This is a genomic window from Leptolyngbya sp. BL0902, from assembly GCF_016403105.1.
In the GTDB taxonomy this organism is placed as follows: Bacteria; Cyanobacteriota; Cyanobacteriia; order Phormidesmidales; family Phormidesmidaceae; genus Nodosilinea.
The window spans coordinates 1,632,512-1,653,024 of the sequence record NZ_CP046155.1 but is presented as its reverse complement, the minus strand read 5'-3'; the positions used below and the strand labels follow the sequence as shown (position 1 = coordinate 1,653,024).

Here is a 20,513-nt window from a genome sequence, read left to right as displayed (position 1 = left end):
GCACTAGCTGGAGAGAGCTTCCGCTGCCGAATGGCCCCGCCACCCAAGAGGCCCGCCTGAGCGCTCCATCGGTAGATCGGTAGCTTAGCGTTCTACCCCAAGGGACAGTTCAAAGGTGCCCGTCTCGCCAGCCGTCGCAGATTTCACAACAATGACGTACAGACCCTCGTGGGGCAGCGTAAAGGTTTCATAGATTTTGCCGTCTTCATCGCCTTCTGCCGCCACGACTACGTCTTCGGTGTCGTTGTGCGTTATCAGCAACACGGGCTGAAAGCCGGAGCTACGCACTTGCGCTTCGAGGTTTTGTCCGGCCTCTCCCATCAGGAAGTAAAAACTGTAAAAGCTGCCATCCTCTAGCATGAGACCAGGATCCCGAAGTTCCCCCGATTCTTCCATGGCCAGGACGTATTCTCGCGTATCGCTATTGGGTACGCGGGTTTCGGCATTGCCCCGATTATCTTGCAGGGAGCAGGGAGTTTCACCCTTGTTCATCACCACCTCCGCCGCTGCGGGGGGAGAGAGAAGCCCCAGCAAGCCAAAGCTAGCGGCACCCAGAAAGCAGGCTTGAGCAACCTTAAATGTCATAGATCATCAAAAGCAACAGGTACAGGACGAGACACCATTTGATATCTCTGGAAACGCGGAAATGAGGAGACAAGACCTCACGAGAAGCCGAGACGAACAGGACACATCATGGCAATGGGGTGGATTCTAGGAATGCTGCCATTCTGTCCCAACCGTTCTCCTAGGACGCATCGAAAGTCTTGGGCACGACCGAACAACCTGTGCCCCAAGGGTAGCTGATTTGGCTCTGCCCCGCCACCTAAGATGCCCCAGCTATCAGGGCAAACACATACTCAGAATGAGAACCTCATCGAGGCTGAGCCATGGGCTGGCTTTGCGACAAAGCTGTGTCCCGACAACACCAATGCCCGACGATAAATAAAGTGTCACTTTACAAGGAATGGACGTAACTGGACTCGAACCAGTGACCCCCACGATGTCAACGTGGTGCTCTAACCAACTGAGCTATACGTCCTTGCGGATAACTAACGTATCACAGGATGAGCGACCACCGCAAGATGTGTTTCAGACGACTTAAGAGATATGTAAGAGATACACGTCTTATGGTCGGGAAGCGTTCTCCAAAAGGGTCGGCGTCAGTACAAGCATTCCAGGGATGGTTGAGACTGGTATAGACGTACCAAGGATCTCGACAGTTCGTATATGTAGGGTTGCCTGCTCAGTTTCTAAGTAATTGTGAATTATTTTTATTTAGTGTCATTCCAAGGGCTATTTACAGGTTGTCTCCGATTACAGATAGCATCTTCCATTAGTACATACATCTGCTCTTTCAGCTTTTTATTCTCTCGTTCCAGAGCCTCCACCCTACGATTCAGTTCTATCAGCCCTTCTTGTGCTGCTCTGATGTGAGTATAGTGGCTATTGGCTTTATGCATTATTTGTTCAAGACAAGGCTCAACACTTTTCAAGATGGTGTTAATGATTGTTTCTTAATTTATGGCCATAGTTATACCCCTACTAACTGAAGGCACTCAAAAGGTACTACAGAATTATGCTTTGTTCGATCGCACCATATCATTCTTTTATCAGAAGATCTGTGGGCATAAAGAATAATTTGACTATGAATTCTGAAAGGAGGAAGGGAACTAACGCTTCATTGATATAGAGAAGCTTGAGTGACGATATCAATAATCTCCTGCTCAAGTTCTTCTAACAAAGGAATACTTCCGCCTGCGTTAGGTCGCCCACTATTATTCCCTCCGAAGTACATATAGGCGGCGGGTTGTTCGTTCCAAATATCGTAAATTAACGAAAGAATGCCACCAGGGATTTTATTTGCGTAAAGAACATAACGACCTGAATACCCACTTGGGAAGGCATAAAGCATCGGAGAGCCATCATTCAACTGGTCGTGGCAAATAAAACTAATGATAATCCCAGTAGTACACTCTCTGGTAGGCATAGGGTCGTATGACTGCGCCTGAGCTGTTACAGGAAGGAGAACAGCCAGAGCAGCGCCAAGGGCTAAGGAATATTTGAGCATATTGAGCCTATCGGGTGTCTTTTCTCAAACATTCCCCAGAACTCGGCTGGATCAACAAAGGTAGAAGAATCTTTACCAAATGTTTATTGTTTCCTCGCTCGCTTAGCCCGCAATCCTCGGCAGATGTTGAGTTCCGCTTCGCTGAACCTAACCTACATTGGATATGTATATGTCAGGCAATCAGGGGGATGGCTCTATGGCCTAGAACCCCTTCACCCTTGTGGTCAACTCTGCTCGGCGACAAGATTGTCATACAGATCAGAGAGGGTGCCGACTTGGTAGCCCTGGCGTTCCATCAGTTTGAGCAGGGGCGGTAGGGCTTGGGCAGTTTGCAGACAGCGTTCCATCGAGCCGCCGTGCAGGACAAAAATCGACCCCGGAAAGATGAACCGCGACAGGTACCAGGTGTTAAGGGTGGGGGTGCTGAGGGGTTGGAAGGTGTCGAAGGGCACCATGGAGGCCAGGGCGACGAGGGATTCGTAGCCCGGAGTGAGTTTGAGGTGTTCCACCATGGCCCGATTGTAGAAGCCGCGCCCAGGGCGATACCAGCGGATCGGCTGTTGGGTGGTGTGGGTGATCAGGTCGTGGGCTTCGCGGAAGTGGCGTTCAAATTCGGCGGGCTGGAGGATGGCGGGGGTGGTGTCGGTGGTACCGTGGTTGGCGATTTCGTGGCCCGCCGCCAGAATGTCGGTCAGAATGGTGCTGCCGGGATTGAGGTGGTCGGTAATCACAAAAAAGGTGGCCCGCACGGGGTGTTGGGCGGTGCGGTTATGGCGCTCTAGGGCGGCGAGGATGAGGCGGGTGGAGGCGTCGTCCCGGTCGCCGGGGGTGGGGATATCGTCGATGGTGAGGGCGATCTGGCGCTGCTGGGTGGGGGCATAGAACAGCGCCTCCGGGAATAGGCGGGCCACCTGGGTCAGCAGGGCCGGGGGCGGCGGGGCGGGCACCATGGGCTACTCCTCCACGCGATAGCCGAAGTCTTCTAGGCGGCTGCGAGACTGTCGCCACTTGGGCACCACTTTCACAAACAGTTCTAAATACACCTGCCCCATCACCAGCTTCTGAATCTGCTGACGGGCCTCGGAGCCGATGGTTTTGAGCATACTGCCCCGCTTGCCGATCAGGATGCCTTTTTGGGAATCGCGCTCGACGTGGATGGTGGCGAGGATGCGGGTAATGTTGGTGTCCTCTTCGACCCGGTCGATGGCGATGGCGACGGAGTGGGGCACCTCTTCGCGGGTGTGGAGCAGAATTTGTTCGCGGATTAGTTCGCCCATGATGAACCGCTCCGGTTGGTCGGTAACGAGGTCGGGCGGGTAGTAGTAGGGGCCAGGGTCGAGGCGCTCAATCAGCGTTTGCAGCAGGGTATCGAGCTGCTGTTCGTGCAGGGCCGAAAACTTCACCAGGGGCCAACCATGGGCGTCGGCCATGGCTTGGTAGCTGGCGTCGATGGCCTCGGCCTCTTCGGCGGGCTGCTGATCGATTTTGTTGAGGCCCAAAATCACAGGCACCGCACTGGGGGCCAAAAGCGAGGCCACAAACTCATCGCCCCGACCTGACAACCCGCTGCCATCCACCACAAACAGGGTGGCGTCCACGGCATCAATAGCCATGCGGGCGTTTTTCACCAAAATTTTGCCCAGCTCGTGGTGGGGCTTGTGGATGCCGGGGGTGTCCACAAAAATAATCTGCGCCTGGTCGTTCGACAGAATGCCCCGCAGACGGTTGCGGGTGGTTTGCGCCGTGGGGGAGGTAATCGCCACCTTTTGCCCCACCAGGGCGTTCATCAGGGTGGATTTGCCGACGTTGGGCCGCCCCACAATGCCCACAAAGCCCGATTTGAACCCCTCCGGCGGCGTGGGGATGGTGCTAAAACCTAGGGGGTCGAAACTGGGGTCAACGGAATCGAAGGCGTCAGAAGTCACAGAATCAGGTTCTACAGGAACAGTATTTGTAGCAAGCGCTGTCCTCCATTGTCGCAGATTCCAAAGCTAGGGGGCGGCGGCTTCCTAGGCGGCTGGAGGGTCAATATCTTGCCATGGTAGCTATTTACCATTTGATTGAGGCACTTGGGTTTTCTTCTGAAGCGCTTCGCGGATAAGACGATGGTTGCGCTTAGAGGGCGTTTGAGAAGCCGGATGGTCAGTAAAAAAGCTCACACGGTATGGGTTGTAGATACAAACGTTCAACCCCGTGAGAGCCATAACCAAAGCCTACACCAGCAACTTATACCCGTGACCAGTATGAGTTGATTGCACCCCTCTTGCCCCCGGCTAAGCCCGGTGATCGCCCTCGAACGGTTTGCCTCTGGGCGATGCTGAACGCCATCTTCTACCTGGTCAAGCAGGGGTGCAGTTGGCAAGATCTACCGAGCGACTTCCCGACCTGGCAAACCGTCTATACGTACTATCGAGGATGGGTGAAGGACGGTACCTGGGATGCGTCCACGACCGATTACGGGCCTGGATACGGGTCTCGGAAGGCCGACCGGAAAGCCCAGCAGCCTCCTGAGAACTCGGAGGCGATAGTCAACATCGCCATGATCCGGATCATGGTGCAGCGTCTAGCGTAATTCGCTACACCCTACCCCCTTTTCAAACGCCCTCTTAAGCCTTGATAAGTTCCTGGAGTGGGACAGGATTTTTATAGCTTTCTAGGATTAATAGTATGTTTTCCAGCCATCCATCAGCATATTTATTATGGTCATAGAACAGCTCTATGGAACTGCTATCTAGCTCATCTTCTGTCTAGACACGATGGATTGAAGTCAGCATTACCCACACAGGGTAACGCAATCCCTGCAACAACTTTCAGCCTTGACCAGAACTGACACAGATACTGCCTGATCGAAGGGCTGATTGTTTCTCTGAACGAGGATCATCCAAAAATATTAAGAAACTTAATGTTTTTATCCCGCCCAAGCAAACTGGCAGATAATATCTAAAATTATTGGTCATTCTTATCTTGGAAGTTCTCTTGTCATCTTTTTATTGATGGCATCGAAATGATGAATCAATGGCGCAAAAACTTTACAAAATATATTGAGATAACGTCTGAGGTCATTCATGCAGAAATGGATAGCAGATGGATTAATCGTTGGACTAACTACGATAGTAGTAGGTGGGGGGACAGCGATAATTTTGCCTAAAAACGCTAGGGCAACCCTGATGGGCAGCGGCCTAGGAGCAATCACCAGCTCGATGGTTTTAGCTAAGCGCCGCAACCAGTTGTTAATTGAGTTAGAAAGTCAGATTCAAGATGTACGATCTTTGCAGCATTTGAATCAAGCTGAAGCCTTAGCCCCTCAAGTATCTACGCCTGATTACTTAGAGGGTTTAGATTCCCGGGATCAAGTTGACTGGGATGGGGCATTGCCTCGCCAAGATCAGCGTAAAGATGGCGCTGACTCCTCTTCTGAGGATGAATCAGTGATTGCCTCGACAAACATCCGTCGCCAGAGCGATGACTTAGTTATTGACTGGCTTCTTGCTAGGGAAATCAAGGTAGAAAATCATCGCTTATTAGATCAGAATGTTGATGAAATATTTAACCGACATGCTGTTTTTCTTGGCAATCATCTCAAGGATGAAAATCAGCAGCCGCTATTGTCTCCACTGCTGAAGCGAATAAAATGGTCAATTTCAAAAAATAGAGGAGTTCAATATCACTTAAAAAACTCAAGTCAACTGCAAATCAAAACATCAACCCAATTTTGCTGTAATCTGCGGGATGATACCTTGTTGTCTTCTTACTATTATTCAAAAAACGACAAAATTATTCATGCAGCCATCCAAGATAGAGGAGATGTGAGGAGATTTTTTAATGGTGAATGGTTTGAAAGGTTTATATATTACAGAATGACTGAATTGCTCAGCCGTCTTGATTTAGCCCATGCTTGCCTAATCAATCCAGTGATTCAATTTCCCAATGGTGATAGGTTCGAGCTGGATTTGTTATTCTTAGTGGGCGGAGAACCACTGTTGGTTGAGTGTAAGACAGGAGGAGACTTTAATGCCCACCTGAGAAAGTTTTCTGACCATCTGAAGCGTCTCTCTATTCCTCCAGAAAGGGGGTTTCTCGTGATTCTCGACCTTGAGGATGCCCAGATCGAGAGACTAAGCCAGTTCTGGAAGTTTAGAGTGGTTAACCAAGATAGATTTGTGCCGCTGCTTGAGGAACTGATCCGCTGAGGCTGGGAGGATAGACCCGGTGGATCAAGTCCAAGGCTGGGGGCTTAGGGGTTGGGCTGTGTTTAACCTGGGAACTCAGGAGATTGTGGCGACGACAGCAAACAGTGGGTGGGGCTCTATCGCTGTGGATCCGTGCCGCGCCTCCCTTGGCGCACTGATTCTTGGATCAACCGACCAGCTTGTTCCCTCCTTGACCTGAGATTGTCAGGCATACTGTTACCAGATAGGTTGTGCTTAGGATGGCTCAGCGCCACAAACCCTGGGGGTTGAGTTTCCTGGGGGTTGCTGGAGCAACTTGAAGTTGCCAATCTTACCTTGAGGTAGGGCTTGCCACCGATCTTCATGGAAAATCATACTGAGCTAGTTTACCGTGGCGGTAAATCTAGCGTATGTTGAGCATCGCCTCCTGTTCCCTTCCCGTTGCGCCCTGCTGCCGTCCAGGGGTGTCACTCTAGAGATCCTATGACCGATATTCTGATCATCGAGCATGACGTTGACACCGAGCAATTTCTCGTAAATGCTTTGGTGGCCCAGGGCTATAGAGTCACAACGGCCCACAATGGCAAGGAAGGCTTGGCCCTGGCCGAGAAGCTCATGCCCGGTGTGATCATCTGCGATTGGAACATTCCGGGCGAAATTGACGGCCTCACTTTTTGCTATAGCCTCAAGCGCCACCCCACCCTCTACATTGCTTCGCTGCTGCTGCTCACCTCCCGCTACAGCAGCGCCGACCGGGTGACAGGGCTAGAAATGGGGGCCGATGACCTGCTTTCCAAGCCCGTAGACATCAACGAGCTGAATGCCCGCGTTCGGGCGGGGCTGCGGCTCTACCAACTCACCCAAGACCTGCGCCAGCAAACCCAAAGAATGGAGGCGGAACTGGCGGAGGCGGAAAGCTATGTGCGTTCCCTATTGCCCGCCGACCAAACCGGGAAAATTCCCATTCAAGCCCGCTTCTGCCCCTCCCAACAACTGGGGGGCGACTGCTACGACCACTACTGGCTCGACCCCGACTACTTGGTGATGTACCTACTGGATGTGTCGGGGCACGGGCTGGGGTCGGCCCTGCTATCTACTTCGGTGCTGAACGTGCTGCGGGCGCAGTCGCTGCCGGATGTCAGCTTCTATCGGCCTGAGAAGGTGCTGCGGGCGCTCAACGAAACCTTTCCCATGAGCGACCAAAATCAAAAGTATTTCACCATCTGGTACGGCGTCCTAAATTGCGCCAACCGCCAACTGCTCTATGCCAGCGCAGGCCATCCCCCGGCTGTTCTCATTTCCGTGGGTGAAGATCAAACCGTCAGCACCCTCCGGCTCCGCACCCCAGGGATGCCCATCGGCATGATGCCCGATGCCAAATACCAGTGGCAGCGCTGCCAAGTTCCTCCCAACAGCAGCCTCTACCTCTTCAGCGATGGGCTGTATGAGGTGCTGCAAAACAACGACCAATACCTCGGCCTAGACGCCTTTATTGACCTTCTCACCGTGGCCCGTCGGGAGAAAAGTGTGGACTATATTTTGCAGTCGGTGATTCACCGCCAAGCCACCGCTACCGCCGCCGATGATATGTCCCTGATGATGATCAACATCGACTAGAGCCGAGTCCGTCAGTGATAGAAAATAGTCGAATTGACTAAGTAAGGGGTCACAATTATGGGTAAAACGCATTTCGACTTCGCTCAATGCTCCCACGCAAAGCAGGAGGGTTGAGCGAAGTCGAAACCCGGAGCCAAACTTAATTTTAATCTAGCCATTCTACGTAGGGCCGAGTCTTCTGGCGATGGGAAATAGTCAAATCTGGTGACAAACAGACAAATCCGGGCCAGTTGTCCAGAATGCTTGGGCACCAGAACCGCCTCAGAACCGCCTCAGAACCGTAGGCAAGACAGCGGACTTCGCGCCGGAATCAGAACCGTAGGCAAGACAGGGAACTCCGTCGCCCTACGGTTCTGGCTAGAAATTGCCCTAGCCCTGAGCCTTCACCCACTCCACCAGGGTACGCACACCAAAGCCCGTGCCGCCCGGATTGTTGTAGCCGCTTTCCTTCTCCGTCCACACGGGGCCAGCTACATCTAGGTGCACCCAGGGGGTTTTGTTCACAAACTGCTTTAGGAACAGGGCGGCGGTGATAGAACCACCGGGGCGGGGGCCAGTGTTTTTCATGTCGGCCACGATGGACTTCAGGCCATCGAAGTATTTGGCTTCCATGGGCAAGCGCCAGAATTTTTCGCCAGCGGCGGCGGCGGCATCGGACAGGCCGTTGGCCAGGTCATCGTTTTCAGTGAACAGCCCAGCGATGTCATCCCCCAGGGCCACGATGCAGGCTCCGGTGAGGGTGGCTAAGTCCACAATGGCATCCACCTCCAGCTTTTCGGCAAACACCAGGGCATCGGCCAGGGTGAGGCGACCTTCGGCGTCGGTGTTGTTCACCTCGATGGTTTTGCCGTTGGAGGCGGTGAGAATATCGCCGGGACGCAGGGCGTTACCGCTGATCATGTTTTCCACGGCGGCGCTGATGAAGTGAACCTCGGCATTAGGCTTTAGTTGGCCAATGGCCTTGGCCGCTCCCAGGACGGCGGCGGCTCCGCCCATGTCAATTTTCATCATTTCGATGCCGCTGCCGGGGCCTTTGATGTTGAGGCCACCGCTATCGAAAGTCAGGCCCTTGCCCACGATGGCCAGCTTGCGGCTGGGGGTGCCCGCTGGGCGGTAAGTCAGGTGGATAAACTTGGGCGGCAGATCAGAGGCCAGGGCCACCCCTAGGTATGCGCCCATCCCCAGGGCTTCGCACTGTTCCCGCTCTAGGATTTCGCAGTCTAGGCCGTGGGCGGCGGCGATGTCCTGGGCGGTTTGAGCCAGTACCGCCGGAGTCACCACGTTGGCCGGAGCGGAGGTCAATTCTCGCGCCAAAATCACGCCGTCGCACACCGCTTGGGCCGCAGCAAGGCTGGCTTCTTGGCCTGCCAAATCCAGCAGGTGAATGGCCGTGAGGGTAACTTTGCCGTTCTTGTCTTCCGACTTAAAGCGGTTGTCCTGGTGCAGGGCGAGGGCGGCCCCTTCCGCAGCGGCCTGGGCGGTTTGGGCTGGATTGTTTTGATAGGTGGGCAAACTCAGGCCCAGGGTGGCGCACTTTTCTTTCTTGGCGAGGCGGGCGGCGGCGGCGGCGGCGCGACGAATGCCCTCCAAACTCAGGTCATCGGCGGATCCAAGCCCGACCAGGCCCAGCTTTTTCATGCTGCCCCCCACCCGAATCACCGCCGTGGATCCGTCTTTTCCGGTAAACTCCGCTTCGTCAATGAGTTCCTGGAGCAGGCCCGACACCTGGGTATTGAGGTCGGCCAATGGCCCGGTGAGGGGTAGGGAGGCTTCTGTGAGACCGATAACGAGGCAATCCCCTGACCAGGTGAGGCAGGTTTGGGCTGAGGCGTGGAACTCCATGAACCAATCACTCTCTATCTATAAATACGCTGGATAACGAGGTGATGCCGCTGGGCAAAACCCTTGCTTACTATAACGCCCTCCTTTGCATTCTTCATGGCTTCCCTGGGCCGAGCTGACCTGGCCCAACCTTTACAACGGGCGGGGCATTGATTACCGTGGGGAGTAGCTTTTGTCACCCGTTTAGAACCTTCTCCCATGCAGTACCGTCGGTTTGGTCGCACCCATCTGCAAATGCCTGTGTTTTCCTGCGGCGGTATGCGCTACCAGCATTCCTGGAAGGATGTGCCCCTGGCGGACATTCCCGCCGCCAACCAGGCCAACCTAGAGGCCACCATTCGCCGCGCCTTGGAACTGGGCATTAACCACATCGAAACGGCGCGGGGCTACGGCACCTCAGAACTTCAACTGGGCGAAATTTTGCCCACCCTGCCCCGCGATGGCCTGATTGTGCAAACCAAGGTCTCCCCTACCGAAGACCCAGAGGACTTTCGCCGCACCCTCACCCAGTCCCTCGACAACCTCAAGCTGGACACGGTAGATTTGCTGGGCATCCACGGCATCAACACCGCCGAACTGCTGGACTGGACCCTGCGACCGGGGGGCTGTTTAGAAGTCGCCCAAGCGTTTCAGCGCCAGGGTCGGGTGCGGTTCATTGGTTTCTCCACCCACGCCCCCACAGACGTTATCCTGCGGGCGATTGAATCCGACCAGTTCGACTACGTCAACCTGCACTGGTACTACATCAACCAAGACAACTGGCCCGCCATCGCCGCCGCCCAGCGCCACGATATGGGCGTGTTCATCATCAGCCCCTCGGATAAGGGCGGCCACCTGTACAACCCGTCCCCCACCCTGGCGAACCTCTGTGCCCCCCTCAGCCCCATGGTGTTCAACAACCTGTTCTGCCTCAGTCGGCCCCAGGTGCACACCCTCAGCATCGGTGCCGCCCGCCCCAGCGATTTTGACGAACACCTCCACACCCTGCCCCTGCTGGCGGAGGCCGACGCCCACCTGGCTCCCATCATCGCCCGATTGGAAGCCCAAGCCCGCTCGGTGCTGGGAGAAACCTGGCTGAACCACTGGCGCGACGGCCTTCCCACCCCGGAAAACACCCCCGGAGAGGTCAACATTCCCGTCATCCTGTGGCTGCGAAACCTGCTCTTGGCCTACGACATGGAGGAATTTGCCAAAGCCCGCTACAACCTGCTGGGCAACGGGGGCCACTGGTTCCCCGGTCAAAAGGCTGAAACCGTCCCAGACCTCCACCTCGCCGACTGCCTGCGCCACAGCCCTTACGCCCAAGAAATCCCCGCCCTGCTGGCCGACACCCACCAGCGCCTCGCCGGGCAAGCCGTGGCCCGTCTGTCCAATGCCTAGCTCGTTGTCCCAGCCCGTGATCCTAGGCCTCGATCCGGGCCGACAAAAGTGCGGCCTCGCCATCATGGGGGTGGATCGCATCCTGCGCTACCAAGAAGTGGTGGCGGTAGACTCGGTGATCGCCACCATCGAACAACTGCGGCAACAGTTCCCGATTTCCACCATCGTCCTCGGCGATCAAACGGGCTCCAAACAGTGGAAAGACAACCTCTCCCAACTCAACGACCCGCCGCGAATTATGGTGGTAGACGAGCGCTACACCTCCCTCGAAGCCCGCGACCGCTACTGGCAAATGTATCCTCCCTCTGGCCTAGGGAAACTCTTGCCCCAGTCCCTCCGCACCATCCCCCGCCCCATCGACGACATCGTGGCAATCTTGCTGATCGAACGCTACCTCAATCGCCTCACCGAGCCCTTAGATTAGCTCCTCATCCGTAGAGCATCCGTTGTGCCCGTTGTTAGACAAGACCATGGTGGTCATCCTGGATAATGCGGCCTTCCACAAGTCTCAGCGCCGTTGAGAGTTGATTGAGGTGACAGGAGTGCAGATCCTCTTTCTGCTTCCTTATTCTCCTGACCTCAACCCGATTGAGAAGACCTTTGGAACGATGAAGCGAAAGCGGTCAGAACAGCCTGACCTGTCCCTGGATAAACTCGTCAAACCATTCTGTTAATGATTGAATTAACCATATTTACATGGCTGCTTGCGTCATCTGGCTTATTTGATGACACACCCTAGAGAAAACGTTCTGTGCAGTCGGCCCGACCTTAGACGGTGTTTCAACCCAATCCAAACCAAAATTCCTGACTTTCGCTACCTATCTTGGCTTGTTTTCTTAGAGGTTGATCAGTAGGATAGCCAAACAATGGGGCAAGGTTAAATCCGCTATCCTATTAGGCACCTTCCCGGCTCAGTCTGAGGCCCATCGCTAGGCCGTCCCCGATGGACGGTATCCCCTCACCCCTGCCCTACTCCCAACAAGGTCATTTACCCTGAGTGAAAGACGCGACTCCAGCCCTTGATGCTGATTTGCCCTCGATAGACTTGGTCATGATTGACGATGACCCGGAGGTCTGCCGTCTGCTCACTCGGTTGTTGGGCCAAAAGGGCTACCATTTGCGGCAAGCCATCAGCGCGGAGGCCGGGATGGCCCTCATCTGCCAGCAGCCCCCCGACCTGATCCTGCTGGATATTATGCTGCCGGATCTAGATGGCTATACGCTGTGCCAGCGGCTGAAAACGAACCCCGCCACCCGCGATATCCCGGTTATTTTCATCAGTTCTCTGGCCGATTCCTTAGATAAGGTTAAGGCGTTTCAGTCTGGGGCGGCAGACTACATCGCCAAACCCTTTGCAGTGCAGGAGGTGCTGGTGCGCGTGCAAAACCAGCTCTACCTCGCCCAACAGCGCCAAGAACTCTACCGAAAAAACCAGGCCCTTCAGCGAGAGGTAGAGGAGCGCATCCAAATCGACCGGGCGCGGCAGGTAGCCGAACTGAACTACCACAGCCTGTTTGAAAACTCCACGGTGGGCATTTTTAAGGCCAGCGCCTCCGGTCAGTACCTCAGCGTTAACCCTGCCATGGCCCGCCTATTGGGCTACGCCTCCGCCGCTGACCTCCTCGCAGCGGTTGACGACATCAGCCGCCAAATCTACGTGCAGCCAAAACGCCGGGAAGAACTCCTGGTCTACCTCAGCCGCTTTGACAAGATCACCGATGCCGAGTCGGAAGTGTTTCGCCAGGATGGCAGCACCTTTTGGGTCAGCGAAGATATCTGGCGCGTGTTTGACCTCGATGGCACCCTACTCTACTACGAGGGCATCGTCCACGACATCAGCGAACGCCGCCAAATGGAAGACGAACTGCGGCAGCAGCGGCAACAGGCGGATCGACTGCTGGTGAATATTTTGCCCTACCGCATTGCTCAACGGCTGAAGACTGGAGCCCGCACCATTGCCGAAAGCCTCGATCATGTCAGCGTCCTCTTTGCCGACCTGGTAGATTTTACGGCGGCCTCCACAGAAATGAGCCCTCGCCATTTGGTGAAGATGCTCAACGAAGTTTTCTCCATGTTCGACCAACTGGCTGAGTTCTATCGCCTCGAAAAAATCAAAACCATTGGCGACGCCTACATGGTGGCTGGGGGGTTGCCCATGGGTCAAGACAACCATGATGCCGCCATTGCCCAGTTTGCCCTAGACATTTGCGACGCCATTCAGCAGTTTCCTCGACCCGATGGCGAAGGCTTCAAAATCCGCATTGGCATCAGTTCTGGCCCTGTGGTGGCGGGGGTGATTGGCCGTCGCAAGTTTGCCTACGATCTCTGGGGCGACACCGTCAACCTGGCTAGCCGCATGGAGGCTACCGGGGAGGCCCAGCGCATCCAGGTCACTCCAGAGTTCTACGAAAACCTGAAGGATCAGTTTTTGTTCGAGCCTCGGGGTCGGGTGGTGGTTAAGGGACGGGGCCAAATGGCTACCTACTGGTTGTTGGGCCGCCGCCCCGATGTCGAGGCCCTTGACTTTAGCCCCCGCCGAGGTCGGTGATGTAACCGGGGATGTAACCGGGCCACCCCCATCCCGGTCGTGCCGCGTCCGCCAGTCACCGGATTTCCGCCCCACAGCGGCCATCACCATGGCCTAGGAACGGAGCAACCGGGGACTGGCGAAACGGGACGGGGTCATACCCTAGCGGCTTGGGGTTTCGGCTCCAGACCGCTGAAAGGCGGTTTCCAAGGATTCGCGCTGATCCGTGGCCTGGTGGCTCTGCACTCCAGCAACGGCACGGGCAAGGAGGGCATCCACCGAAAACGCACCCGCTCCATTCACCAAGAAGAACAGAAACGTAGCCGCATACAGGGCCGAGAGCTCTAGGTAGGGAATACTAAACCCGGCCACCTTGATGTGGTGATACATGGCAACCACCATGGTAAAAAATAGCCCCAGCGCCGCTGGACGGGTAAACAGCCCCAGCGCCACCAGCGGAGCCCCAATAAGCTCAGTGAAGGCCGCCAGATAGCTGAGGGTAATGGGGAAGGGCAGACCCAGGTAGGCCACGTAGGCTTCGGCAAAGCTTTCGATATTAGCCAGCTTATCCAAACCGTTATGAATCATGACAATTCCGGCCACAATTCTCAGAATTGTCCAAGAAACCTGAAAGGGAACATTGCTAGAGGAGTTGGGCTTGAGAGCCAGCCCACCCAGAGATAGAAGGCGTTGCGGGGCAGTGAGGGTCATTTAGAAAACTTAAGCTCGTCATTAACAATGCTAACGAAGTTTTAAGTTCTGTGACGCCATCTCAGCTACAGTTTTGCTTTGGCCAAGAAAAAATCTGGCCGCTGCTCTGGGTCTACGTTGCCAAGGTCTTCCCCCACCCACAGGTAGAGGAAGCCTTGGGCCTACGGCAGGCCAACACCGTTATCCTCCCTGCGTTGTCGCTGCGGGAAGCGCCTGCCCGCATCTGGGATGGGCCCGTTGGAGGTGGCCCCTCGTTAGGGCAGAAAAGCACGGGACGGCGGCACTCCGGGCACTAGGGACGCTGGCCCCATAGGGTCAAAGCCGTCGTGGGTGAGGATATGTTCGGCCACGCCAGCGATCACAGACCGCAGGGCCGCTTCGTTGCCGCTGCGATCCAGGGTGGCGGTGATAATGTAGGGCTGACCGCCAATGAGGACAGCCGTAGTGCTGCCGATGACCTGGGAGTTGCGCCCAGTCTTCTCGCCGAGCCAAATCATGGGCGGGCGCAGGGCGGTTTTGCCCAGGCGAATATCGACTTGTTGGGCCAGGGCGGCTTGGAGAATATCGCTGCCGGGATACTCATGGTTGTAGATGCCCACCATCATGTCCGTCAGTTCGTCGGTGGTGATCTGGTTGGGGGCAAACCCTCGGTTGGCTGGGTAGGTTTTCTCGCCCACGAGTTTGGTGGTGATTCGGGTCGCCGTATAGCCCTGGCTTCTGAGGGGCTGGTTCACCCCGTCCCAGCCGAGGTAGTCGATCAGTTGGTTAGTGGCCACATTGCCGCTACGGCTAATCATATCGGCCACCACCTGTTCCACCGCATACTCCGACCGTACCCGAATCCACCCGGCATCCTCCGTCCAGTTGCTGGGGTTAACCCACAGCCCCGCCTGCCGATCGACCCCTTCGCGATGCAGCTTGTCTATCAGGGCCACCGCCACGGGCACCTTGATCAAGCTAGCTGGATTAACCGGGGGACGGTTGCCCTGCCATCGACGACATTCCCGCTGGAGGTTACACGCCGTAATCCGTACCCGCTCGGCATCTCCCCCTTGGGCGGCGATGGGATACAAAAAGGCTGACCGCAGGGTGTCGTAGCGGTAGGCTACGGTGGCTAACTGCTGGCGATAGCGGGGAGCATGGGCAGCGGCGGTGGGGGCGGCGAAGGAGGACGGGGGCACCTGGCTAAGGGTGTAGAGGGCCGCTTGCCATTGCTGGTAGGCGACCGGAACCAACGGATCGGGTAGGGTGGTTGGGTCGCCGAGGGCATAGGCTTGGGCCGCTTGACGCGCCGCCTGCTGCCAAAGGCGCTGGGCTAATTCCTCGTGGTAAATGCGATGGTGCAAGGCCCACAGGCGATCGGCTGGGGTCGTGGAGTCTGCCACCGCTGGCACCTGCCCACGGGACTCTGATTCATCCCCAGCGGCCATAGCCCCTGGTTCCACCTCTTCCTGCCCCCCTTCGCCCACCGCCCCAATCTGAGCTCCAGCAACCTCTGGGGGGGATGGCCACGGACGACTGAGATCAACCCTGGCACCCAAGTCAGGGGGCTGAAGCAACGCTTGCAGGTGGTCTCGCAGGGTATAGAGATCCGCTAGGGATTGGGGCGCAGCCGCAGTCGTTGCAGACAGCCCAACCTCTAGGCCGGGGCCAAAAGCTGGTAGGGCCACCCAGGCCACCTGAGTGAGCGCCAGCCCCACCGCCAAACTGGGATAGACCCATTGCCCCATCGCTTCTGGCTCCCTCTTGCCAAGTGGTTCTGGCCTTCAGTCTACGCTCAGTGGAAACCGAGGGATCAAAGGCTCTCTCTGACACAGCGCTTAGGATAGTTTAAAATGTGGGTTAAGGCATCCGGTTGTTCAAAATTCACTTGAGAACAATCTCCTCCTGGCCACTGAGCGCCCAGCCTTGGTGGCCCCATCAGATCCGTGCATCACTTCCATCGGCTCCAGCCACCGCCAACGTCAGATAGTTGTCCTACCTAGCAACGTGTGGCGGGGTATATCGTCAATCCGCGATTGCACAAGTTGACGTTTCGCTTGCCTAGTAGTGGAGGGCATATTCCTTGGAGGAGTGCCACCGTCAGGAGCCCCAGAGGTCAATCCTACGGGACGTATAGACGTCAAAAGGACAGGTAAATTATGAAAATCTCACAAGATAGCCCTCGCCGCGCCTACATTAACGTGATGGAACTGCTGGTTGCTGAGGAGGTAGAGCAACAGCTCAAAATGTTGCCCCCTCGGGTGATGAAATATCTCAAGGTAGTTGAGGTCGAAACCTATGCCCTCAATCGACTACCGGCCCTCTATGCCTCCAGCGAGAAGGGATGGAAGCACCAGTACGACAAGGCCAAGCGAGAACTCCACAACCAAATTAAAAACGCGGTGCGGCAGGCCATTGCAGCGGTCCAGGTAGACCCACTGCGTTCCTCCGAGCCGCTCAAGCTTGATCACAAAGACGAAGCCAATGGTGTCCTAGAATCCCTGCGCGATCTGCTCAAACAGCCGGACTTGGGCTGGGATGGTGTTGTGAATCGGCTCAAGGAGGCCATGACCAACAATCAGCCCGACACGGCCTCCCCGCCCGTTGACGACTTTGACGGCTCGCACCGTACCCGCTATCGTGCGCTGCGAGGAGAACCGGGCTATGCGTCGCCCGCTGCTACCGCCGGATCGGCCCCCTCAGCTTTCCCTGGCCGATCCACCGACAAACCGCAGTGGCGTCCCGGCACCTATGGCTCGACGATCTCCTGGCAACGGCGGCGCAATCAGGAGTCCTCTTCGGATCAAACCCAGGGCAACAGCGGCGGCGGGCTCGATTTTGACTGGAACGACTCCCGCTACAACAAGTAGGACAGGCAAAACCATAGCGCCAGTGGAGCGCGTGGGGCGGCAGGCGTTATCCTTCCCCACGCTAGGGCAATTCTCCATCGGATTAAGTTAGCCCCTAACGCTCAGGGGAACGCCCCTAGATCAGTTGTGCCCCCGCCAATAAATCCAGGGGAATGCCCAGTTGTTGCACTCCCTGCCTCAAGCCCTGGGCAGTTTCTGGGGCGTAGGTGCCGTAGATATGGATCGCCCGATTAAAGGCGTTCAGGGCTTCCGGTAATTGCCCCAGCTTAAACAGCGCCACCCCTAGGTTTTGGTGAGCCTCGGCGTAGTTGGGCTGGAGGGCAATGGCCTGGCGGTAGGCGGCGATGGCTTCATCTAGGTAGCCCCTCGCTCGCTGAGCTGTCCCCAGGTTGTAGTGGGCGATGGCCAGGGTGGGGGCAGCAGCGATGGCTTGCTCAAATAAATTAACGGCGGCCAGGAGATCGCCCTGGGCCTTTTTCAGACTGCCGTAGTTGATCCAAGCACCCAGCTTCAGAATAGCGGGGACGTCTTGGGCGAGGGCCGCTTCGTAGTCGGCGGCGGCGAGGTCAGGCTGGCCGGGGTGGCTGTCCTCCTGGGCGAGGGCGCGGTGATACAGCACTTCGTAGCGGGTGAGGGTGTCTAGGGTGTCTAGACTGGCCAAGGCGCGGTTCAGGAGGTCAGTGGCCTGCTCAGGTTTGCCCGATTCTAGGTACAGGGCCGCGAGTTTGTTCAGCAGATAGCCGTCCTGGGGGTGGTCGGCCAGGTAGGCTTCCATCACCTGCTGGGCGAGGTCAAATTTGCCCCGCTGCACCACCACCGCCGGATCGTAGCCCGTGTGGTGCAGGGCCACCGTACTTAGCGTGACCACTTGCCAATCGGGATTCTGGGCTTGGAGGGCAGTGATGCTGTCGTCTACGGTTTCGTGGTAGGGGCGGTGGAAGGTGATGTCTGGCAAGCGCCGAAACAGGCGAGTAATCAGGGTGTAGGGGGCTTGGGGTGCCCCCAGTTCTAGCCGCAGCAAATTCACGGCTAGGACGTTTTCCGCTGGGATGTTTCCCAGGGGTTGGCCCTGATCCAAGGCTTTCAGCAGGGTGGCAACTTCGGGTTGCAGGACTTCGTCCGCATCAATCACCAGCACCCAATCTCCGGTGGCGTGGGCCAGGGAGACATTGCGGGCGGCGGCGAAGTCGTTCACCCAGGGGAAGGTGTGCACTTGAGCCCCGTGGGCTTGGGCGATGGCGACGGTGTCATCGGCGGAACCCGTGTCTACGACGATGATTTCGCTGACCACGTCCTTGACGCTGGCCAGGGCTTGGCCCAGGGTCGCCGCTTCGTCCTTGACGATCATGCATAGGCTCAGGGTCATCTAGGCATCCCCCAAAATTTGCTGGGCGCGTTGGATGGCTTGGCGCACTTGATCAAACCCGGTGCCGCCGTAGCTGTTGCGGGCCGACACCACCCGCTGGGGGGTGATCGCTTCGTAGATGTCTTCCTCAAAGGCGGGGTGGAGGGACGTCCACTCATCCATCGTCAGGTCGCGCAGCAGTTTGTTCGCTGCCAGGGAGGTCTTCACCACTTGGCCCACTAGGTTGTAGGCTTCCCGGAAGGGGACGCCCTTGGCCGCGAGATAATCCGCTACGTCCGTGGCGTTGGAGAAGTCTTCGTTCACCGCCTGCCGCAGCCGAGGCACCCGGAAGGTAACGCCCTCGGCGAGCAGAATAGTCATGGCTTCCAGGCAGCCCCGCACCGTTTGCACCGAGTCAAAAATAGCCTCTTTATCCTCTTGCAAATCCTTGTTGTAGGCCAGGGGCAAGCCCTTCATCATCACCAGTAGCCCTTGCAGATGGCCGAAGACGCGCCCTGTTTTACCCCGCACCAACTCCGGCACGTCGGGGTTTTTCTTTTGGGGCATGATGCTGGATCCGGTGGAGCAGCTATCGTTGAGGCTAACGAAACTGAACTCCTCGGAGGCCCAGAGGATCATTTCCTCCGAGAGCCGCGACAGGTGCACCATAATCAGGCTAGCGGCACAGGCAAACTCGATGGCAAAGTCCCGGTCGCTGACGCCATCTAAGCTGTTGCCGTAGACCCGCTCGAACCCCAGCAGTTCCGCCGAATACTGCCGATCAATGGGAAACGTTGTCCCCGCCAGGGCACCGCAGCCTAGGGGCGAAATGTTCACCCGCTTTTGAATATCCTGAAGCCGTTCCCAATCCCGCTGGGCCATGTCGAAGTAGGCCAACAGGTGATGGGCCAAGCTGAGGGGCTGCGCCCGTTGCAGGTGGGTGTAGCCCGGAATTAGGGTCTCTACATGGGCCTCGGCCAGGGAGAGGAGGGTTTGCTGAAACTGGCGTAGTTGGCCCTGGATCGCCTCAATTTCGGCCCGCAGGTAAAGTCGCACATCGGTGCCCACCTGGTCGTTACGAGATCGGGCCGTGTGGAGCTTTTTGCCCCCGTCGCCGATCAGTTCCGTCAGCCGCCGCTCCACGGCAAAATGGACGTCCTCCGCCTCAATGCCCGGTTGAAAAAGACCCTCGCGGTACTCCTGGCGAATGGTTTCTAGGCCGTTGACGATGGCCTCCCCTTCCTCCGGGGTCAGAATGCCCGTCTTGACCAGCATTTTGGCGTGGGCTTCTGATCCCGTGAGGTCGTACTCGATCAGGGCAATGTCAAAACCGATGCTGGCATTAAACCGAGCAATGGCCGGGTGCAGGGCCGATTCAAAACGCTGGCTCCAGGTTTGGGGAGAGGTGGGGGTTTCCAATGGAACTCCTTTGGGCTCAAGGGCCGTAAAACTGGGCTAAAAAGCCGTAAAACGATGGATTTACCAGACCAAGGTCAAGGATGAGTAGACCAACTCATGAGGCCAACTAATAGGCCGTGAGGCCACGGACAAAATAGCCCACTGCAATGCCAATCAGTAAGGCCCATACCTGGCCCGACTCAATGAAAATGTTCCACAGTCGGCCCATATCGCCCAGAACATCTTGGTCGAACTGCTGAGCCAGCACCAGGGAGGAGGGCATAGCTGAGGCTATCGAGGCCGACTCCAGGGCTGCTGCCGTGGGTAAAAAAGACTGAACCTGTAGAGCGTCCTCAAGGACAATGGGGCGAAGAATTGCCTCTAACCCAGGGGCCGAGGGTGCAGGGGTTAGAGCGAGGTGAGGGAAAGCGTCCATAGTGCGCGTTTAACCGAAGATTCACCAAAACTATACACTAGCCCTTGGCGATGGAGACATAGCCAATCGGGAACGGGGCCTAGGGAGTGGGGGAAGCTTGGAGAGTCGTCGTAGGCGGGCTATCGTTGCTCTATCACGGCCCCACTCCTAGGCTCCAAGCTGGCCCCA

At 56.6% G+C, this 20,513-nt stretch carries 17 protein-coding genes, 1 tRNA gene and 1 pseudogene; 8 read left to right on the top strand and 11 right to left on the bottom strand.

Translation table 11 applies throughout. From position 1 onward, the window contains the following. Positions 1–84: 84 nt before the first annotated feature. The 5 genes from GFS31_RS07485 to era all read right to left on the bottom strand — a co-directional run bounded on the left by GFS31_RS07485 (position 85) and on the right by era (position 3,993). Positions 85–585 (bottom strand): hypothetical protein, encoded by a 501-nt coding sequence (locus tag GFS31_RS07485; protein WP_198807568.1) that lies wholly within the window; start codon positions 583–585, stop codon positions 85–87. A gap of 380 nt (positions 586–965) precedes the next feature. After that, positions 966–1,039 (bottom strand) — tRNA-Val (locus GFS31_RS07480). Positions 1,040–1,678: 639 nt separating this feature from the next. Then, on the bottom strand, positions 1,679–2,068 hold the full coding sequence (locus tag GFS31_RS07475) for a hypothetical protein (protein ID WP_198807567.1): 390 nt from the start codon (positions 2,066–2,068) through the stop codon (positions 1,679–1,681). A 224-nt stretch (positions 2,069–2,292) separates the two neighbouring features. Then, positions 2,293–3,018 carry a polysaccharide deacetylase family protein gene (locus tag GFS31_RS07470; protein WP_198807566.1) on the bottom strand — a complete coding sequence of 242 codons (726 nt, stop codon included), beginning with the start codon at positions 3,016–3,018 and terminating at the stop codon, positions 2,293–2,295. A gap of 3 nt (positions 3,019–3,021) precedes the next feature. After that, the gene (gene era, locus GFS31_RS07465) at positions 3,022–3,993 is read right to left on the bottom strand and encodes a GTPase Era (RefSeq protein WP_317135086.1); all 972 of its coding nucleotides are present in this window, start codon (positions 3,991–3,993) and stop codon (positions 3,022–3,024) included. Between the two features lie 277 nt (positions 3,994–4,270). On the opposite strand from era, the pseudogene GFS31_RS07460 reads away from it, so the two are divergent. The 3 genes and pseudogenes from GFS31_RS07460 to GFS31_RS07450 all read left to right on the top strand — a co-directional run. Next, positions 4,271–4,570, top strand: a pseudogene (locus GFS31_RS07460) (transposase); the annotation flags it as partial. Between the two features lie 563 nt (positions 4,571–5,133). After that, on the top strand, positions 5,134–6,258 hold the full coding sequence (locus GFS31_RS07455) for a DUF1887 family protein (protein WP_198807564.1): 1,125 nt from the start codon (positions 5,134–5,136) through the stop codon (positions 6,256–6,258). Positions 6,259–6,720: 462 nt separating this feature from the next. Continuing rightward, positions 6,721–7,854 (top strand): SpoIIE family protein phosphatase, encoded by a 1,134-nt coding sequence (locus GFS31_RS07450; protein ID WP_198807563.1) that lies wholly within the window; start codon positions 6,721–6,723, stop codon positions 7,852–7,854. A gap of 369 nt (positions 7,855–8,223) precedes the next feature. Here GFS31_RS07450 and GFS31_RS07445 read toward each other — a convergent pair whose 3' ends face one another. Next, positions 8,224–9,696, bottom strand: coding sequence for a leucyl aminopeptidase (locus tag GFS31_RS07445; protein ID WP_198807562.1), 1,473 nt, complete (start codon positions 9,694–9,696; stop codon positions 8,224–8,226). 198 nt (positions 9,697–9,894) lie between these two features. On the opposite strand from GFS31_RS07445, the gene GFS31_RS07440 reads away from it, so the two are divergent. The 4 genes from GFS31_RS07440 (at position 9,895) to GFS31_RS07425 (ending at position 13,624) form a co-directional block, all read left to right on the top strand. After that, on the top strand, positions 9,895–11,076 hold the full coding sequence (locus tag GFS31_RS07440) for an aldo/keto reductase (protein ID WP_198807561.1): 1,182 nt from the start codon (positions 9,895–9,897) through the stop codon (positions 11,074–11,076). Next, on the top strand, positions 11,069–11,500 hold the full coding sequence (locus tag GFS31_RS07435) for a Holliday junction resolvase RuvX (RefSeq protein ID WP_198807560.1): 432 nt from the start codon (positions 11,069–11,071) through the stop codon (positions 11,498–11,500). Before GFS31_RS07440 ends, GFS31_RS07435 begins: the two co-directional genes overlap by 8 nt. A 109-nt stretch (positions 11,501–11,609) precedes the next feature. Further along, positions 11,610–11,750 carry a transposase gene (locus GFS31_RS21660; protein WP_225907658.1) on the top strand — a complete coding sequence of 47 codons (141 nt, stop codon included), beginning with the start codon at positions 11,610–11,612 and terminating at the stop codon, positions 11,748–11,750. Positions 11,751–12,073: 323 nt separating this feature from the next. Then, entirely contained in the window at positions 12,074–13,624 is a 1,551-nt protein-coding gene (locus GFS31_RS07425; protein ID WP_225907611.1) for an adenylate/guanylate cyclase domain-containing protein, read from the top strand. Positions 13,625–13,765: 141 nt separating this feature from the next. Here the strand turns inward: GFS31_RS07425 and GFS31_RS07420 are convergent, their stop codons facing one another. Further along, positions 13,766–14,314, bottom strand: coding sequence for a DoxX family protein (locus GFS31_RS07420; RefSeq protein ID WP_198807558.1), 549 nt, complete (start codon positions 14,312–14,314; stop codon positions 13,766–13,768). A 254-nt stretch (positions 14,315–14,568) separates the two neighbouring features. Next, complete coding sequence (locus GFS31_RS07415) at positions 14,569–16,044, bottom strand: serine hydrolase (protein WP_198807557.1); 1,476 nt, start codon at positions 16,042–16,044, stop codon at positions 14,569–14,571. A 411-nt stretch (positions 16,045–16,455) separates the two neighbouring features. Between GFS31_RS07415 and GFS31_RS07410 the strand changes: the two genes are divergently transcribed. Beyond that, entirely contained in the window at positions 16,456–17,166 is a 711-nt protein-coding gene (locus GFS31_RS07410) for a late competence development ComFB family protein (RefSeq protein ID WP_198807556.1), read from the top strand. A 115-nt stretch (positions 17,167–17,281) separates the two neighbouring features. Here the strand turns inward: GFS31_RS07410 and GFS31_RS07405 are convergent, their stop codons facing one another. The 3 genes from GFS31_RS07405 to GFS31_RS07395 all read right to left on the bottom strand — a co-directional run bounded on the left by GFS31_RS07405 (position 17,282) and on the right by GFS31_RS07395 (position 20,345). Next, entirely contained in the window at positions 17,282–18,532 is a 1,251-nt protein-coding gene (locus tag GFS31_RS07405; protein WP_198807555.1) for a tetratricopeptide repeat protein, read from the bottom strand. Then, positions 18,533–19,930 (bottom strand): argininosuccinate lyase, encoded by a 1,398-nt coding sequence (argH, locus tag GFS31_RS07400; protein ID WP_198807554.1) that lies wholly within the window; start codon positions 19,928–19,930, stop codon positions 18,533–18,535. It abuts the gene before it with no gap. Between the two features lie 106 nt (positions 19,931–20,036). Beyond that, positions 20,037–20,345, bottom strand: coding sequence for a hypothetical protein (locus GFS31_RS07395; protein WP_198808326.1), 309 nt, complete (start codon positions 20,343–20,345; stop codon positions 20,037–20,039). Between the last annotated feature and the right edge of the window lie 168 nt (positions 20,346–20,513).